3 protein-coding genes and 1 pseudogene are annotated in these 2,624 nt (G+C 73.4%); 2 read left to right on the top strand and 2 right to left on the bottom strand.

Annotated elements, in window-relative coordinates; translation table 11 throughout:
• A pseudogene (locus tag AB0C29_RS42770) lies at positions 1 to 252 on the top strand (hypothetical protein); the annotation flags it as partial.
• Between the two features lie 39 nt (positions 253 to 291).
• Here the strand turns inward: AB0C29_RS42770 and AB0C29_RS42775 are convergent.
• Positions 292 to 1,029: an SDR family oxidoreductase gene (locus AB0C29_RS42775; protein WP_360833297.1), complete on the bottom strand. Its 738-nt coding sequence runs from the start codon at positions 1,027 to 1,029 to the stop codon at positions 292 to 294.
• A gap of 94 nt (positions 1,030 to 1,123) precedes the next feature.
• On the opposite strand from AB0C29_RS42775, the gene AB0C29_RS42780 reads away from it, so the two are divergent.
• Positions 1,124 to 1,804, top strand: coding sequence for a TetR/AcrR family transcriptional regulator (locus AB0C29_RS42780; RefSeq protein ID WP_360833299.1), 681 nt, complete (start codon positions 1,124 to 1,126; stop codon positions 1,802 to 1,804).
• Here the strand turns inward: AB0C29_RS42780 and AB0C29_RS42785 are convergent.
• Positions 1,801 to 2,624: Gfo/Idh/MocA family oxidoreductase (locus AB0C29_RS42785; RefSeq protein WP_360833301.1), on the bottom strand; the 824-nt coding region annotated here is incomplete at its 5' end. The genes AB0C29_RS42780 and AB0C29_RS42785 overlap by 4 nt on opposite strands.

Raw genomic sequence — 2,624 nt, forward strand, 5'->3', positions numbered from 1 at the left:
CCGGCCCTGCACCCGGTCGAGCAGGAGCTCGTCCTCGCCCGGGCCGCGGTGACTCACCGCTTCAGCGCCTACCAGGACGCGCTGGACGCCGAGCAGGCCGCCTGGCAGGCGTCGGACATCGCGACCGCCGCCGTGCGCAGCCTGCGCCAGGAGGTGGCCAACGCGGAGGCGCTGGCCGAGGCTGCCCGGGTCGTCCTGCCGGAGAACGCCCTCCCGGCCCGCAGCGCCCGCCGCGTCCCGGCCGCCGCCTGACCGGCGTTCCGCTGCCGCGTCGCGGGTTCGGTGGTGGTGTCAGGCCACGCCGCCGTTGACGTAGATCGTCTGGCCGTTGATCCAGCGGGCCGGGCCGGCCAGCGACGAGATCACCTCGGCGATGTCCTCCGGCCGGCCCAGCCGCTCCATCGGGTTCATCTTGGCCATCCGCTCGATCGTCGCCTCGTCCTTGCCGTCCAGGAACAGCGCGGTCGCGGTCGGGCCGGGCGCCACGGCGTTGACGGTGATGTCGCGGCCGTGCAGTTCCTTGGCCAGGATCGGGCTGATCGCCTCAACGGCCGCCTTGCTGGCCGCGTACGCCGCGTAGGTCGGCAGGTGGAGCCGGGTCACCGAGGTGGAGAAGTTGATGATCGCGCCGCCGGCCCGGACCCGGCGGGCGGCCTCCTGCGCCACCACGAAGGTGCCGCGGATGTTGGTGCGGTGCATCCGGTCGAGCTCGTCGAGGCTCAGCTCGGCGACGGGCGCGAGCAGCATGATGCCGGCCGCGTTGACGACCACGTCGATGCCGCCGTACCGCTGCTCGGCCAGGTCGAAGGCCGCCCGGACGGCCGTCTCGTCGGCCACGTCGGCCTGGATGGCGACTGCGGAGCCGCCGGCGGCCTCGATGGCCGCCACCGTCTTCTCGGCCTCGACTTTGTTTCCCGCGTAGACGATGACCACGCTCTGCCCGTCGGCGGCGAGGCGCTCGGCGGCCGCGCGGCCGATGCCGCGGGATCCGCCGGTGACGATCGCGACGCGGTTCCGGTTGTCGGTCATGGTGACTCCCTCATGTGCCCGTTGACGTCGATAACGTAACCACGTTATCACCGCTAACGCCAAGGCGCTAACAGCCCAGTGTTATCGTTGTTACATGGCGCCGACCACCCGCGAACGGATCATCGAGGCAGCCGCCGCCCTGCTCACCGAGGGCGGCCGGGAGGCCGTGTCGACCCGGGCGGTCAGCGCGGCCGCCGGCGTCCAGGCACCCACCATCTACCGCAGCTTCGGTGACAAGCAAGGCCTGCTCGACGCGGTCGCGAGCCACGGCTTCGCCACCTACCTGCGCAGCAAGGCCGCCCTCGAGCCCGGCGACGACCCGGTCGAGGACCTGCGCCGCGGCTGGGACCTGCACGTGGCGTTCGGGGTGGAGAACCCGGCGTACTACGCGCTCATCTACGGCGAACCGCGGCCCGGCGTGCAGTCCCCGGCCGCACGCGAGGCCGCGGTGATCTTGGCCGGCCAGATACGCCGCATCGCGGAGGCCGGCCGCCTGCGGGTGAGCGAGGAACGCGCCGCGCACCTGATCCACTCGGCCGGCGCCGGCATGACCTTCCAGCTCATCAGCATGCTCCCGGAGCAGCGCGACCCGGCCCTGTCCACGCTGGCCCGGGAATCGGTCATCGCAACCGTGACGACGGACTCCCCCGCTGCCGGCCACGACGGCGTGACCGGCCACGCCGTTGCTCTGCGCGCCGCGCTGCCGCAGCTCGCGGAGCTGTCCGGCGCGGAGCGGGCACTGCTGGACGAGTGGCTGAGCCGCATCACCGGCTAACGCAGACGCACCCAGGCGCCGCTGCTGACCGACCGGGCCATCGCGTCCAGCGCCAGCGCGCTGTGCACGGCGTCGTCGAGGGTCGCGCCGTACGGTTCGTCCTCGGCGATCGACCGCAGGAAGTGGTAGGCCTCGATGACCTTCAGGTCGTCGTAGCCCATCGCGATGCCGGCGCCCGGCTGGAACGCCGCATACTCCCCCGCCTCCGGTCCTACGTAGACGGTCCGGACCGGCAGGTCCTGGTAGCCGTCGCCGGCGCTGACACTCAGCTCGCCCATCCGCCGGAAGTCCCAGGCGACCGAGCCGCGCGTGCCGTGCACCTCGAAGCCGTAGTTGTTCTGCTGCCCCACCGCGACCCGGCTGGCCTCCAGCACCACGCGGGCCCCCGAAGCGAGCCGCAGCTGACTGGAGACGTAGTCCTCGTTCTCCACCGGGCCCAGCTCGCCGCCGGTGGCCCGGCTGTGCCCGGCGGTCGCGCCGGTCGGCCGGGCCCGCTCGGTCACGAACGTCGCGGTGTCGGCGACCAGCGCGTCGATGTCACCGAGCAGGTGCCGCACCAGGTCGACGCCGTGCGCGGCCAGGTCGCCGAGCACCCCGCTGCCACCCCGCGCCCGCTCGAAACGCCAGCTCAGCGCCCCCTCGGGATGGGCGGCGTAGTCGCTGAACAGCCGGAACCGCGCGTGCGTCACCGGGCCCAGCTCACCGGCGGCGATCAGCTCGCGGGCGGCGGCCACCGCCGGGGCGTTGCGGTAGTTGAAGCCGCGGGCACCCTGGAAGCCCGCGGCGCGCACCGCCGCGGAGACCGCCTGCGCGTCGGCGG

This window comes from Actinoplanes sp. NPDC048791 (genome assembly GCF_040650095.1).
GTDB lineage: Bacteria > Actinomycetota > Actinomycetes > Mycobacteriales > Micromonosporaceae > Actinoplanes.

What these genes read in the sequence shown, in the direction of transcription:
- AB0C29_RS42775 (WP_360833297.1), bottom strand. Translation starts at nt 1,029, where the DNA reads ATGACCGACAACCGGAACCGCGTCGCGATCGTCACCGGCGGATCCCGC.
- AB0C29_RS42780 (WP_360833299.1), top strand. Translation starts at nt 1,124, where the DNA reads ATGGCGCCGACCACCCGCGAACGGATCATCGAGGCAGCCGCCGCCCTG.